Below are 915 nucleotides of genomic sequence, written 5' to 3' on the forward strand. Positions count from 1 at the left end.
TGACATAAGCAACCTGACGTACACCGCACCCACAACCGATCCCGACGTCGGGACCAGCTTCGGCTTTACGGTCAGTGACGGTAATCTCTCCAGTAATCCCCAAGTATTTAGCGTAGACGTCCGTGGCAATTTATCTAACAGTGTAATGTCAGGCGGCAGTGATGACGAAATCGTGGACGGCTCCCATCAAGCTGATACGCTGAGGGGCGAAGGTGGCTCCGATACCTTATTAGGTGATGCTGGGGCAGATATTATCTTTGGTGGTACAGGAAGCGACATCATTACAGGGGATGACGATCAGCCAGTTCCTGTCAATGTGAGTGCCTCATTCATATCGGCCTCCAGTCAAGCGTCCATTGTCGTTGATGTTGCCAGTGGCGTATCCCTGTCAGCAGGCACTGATAATGGTGATGGTACCTGGACATTGAGCGGTGAAGACCTGCCCGGTCTCACGATGTCCGGTACTGGAAATAGTTGGGATGAAAGTCTGACCTTTACGGCCACAGGCCCGGTGACACGTAATGTGGTAATCAACGACCACAGTTTTGAAAGTCAGTCACTGACTACTGATGGCGCCTTTGTCCATCAACCCACTAGCAGCAGTTGGACGTTCAGTGGGGCAAACGACGGTATTCATAATTACAACAACAATGGATTGAATGAGCCTGCCACTGAAGGTATTAATGCCGGTTTTCTTAATACTGATGGAACCATTTCTCAGACTTTAGTGGAAAACTTTGATCGTAGTATCTCCTATCAACTACAGGTAGATATTGGTAATCGGTCCAATGAGGGATTTGCTGATTATGAAGTGCGTATCAAGGCGGGAGGAGTAGTTCTTGCTAGTGATGGTTCTGTGACCCCTGCAGAGGGAGAATTCGACACACTGACTCTAAATCTGAATGGGGCTGCCAT

Annotated in this window: 1 protein-coding gene; it reads left to right on the plus strand. The window is 49.1% G+C overall.

Annotation, left to right across the window (positions count from 1 at the left end; genetic code table 11):
- A partial coding sequence (locus tag WG89_RS31035; protein WP_216638414.1) for a calcium-binding protein occupies positions 1-915 on the plus strand: 915 nt, incomplete at both ends.

The organism is Endozoicomonas arenosclerae (genome assembly GCF_001562015.1).
In the GTDB taxonomy this organism is placed as follows: domain Bacteria; phylum Pseudomonadota; class Gammaproteobacteria; order Pseudomonadales; family Endozoicomonadaceae; genus Endozoicomonas_A; species Endozoicomonas_A arenosclerae.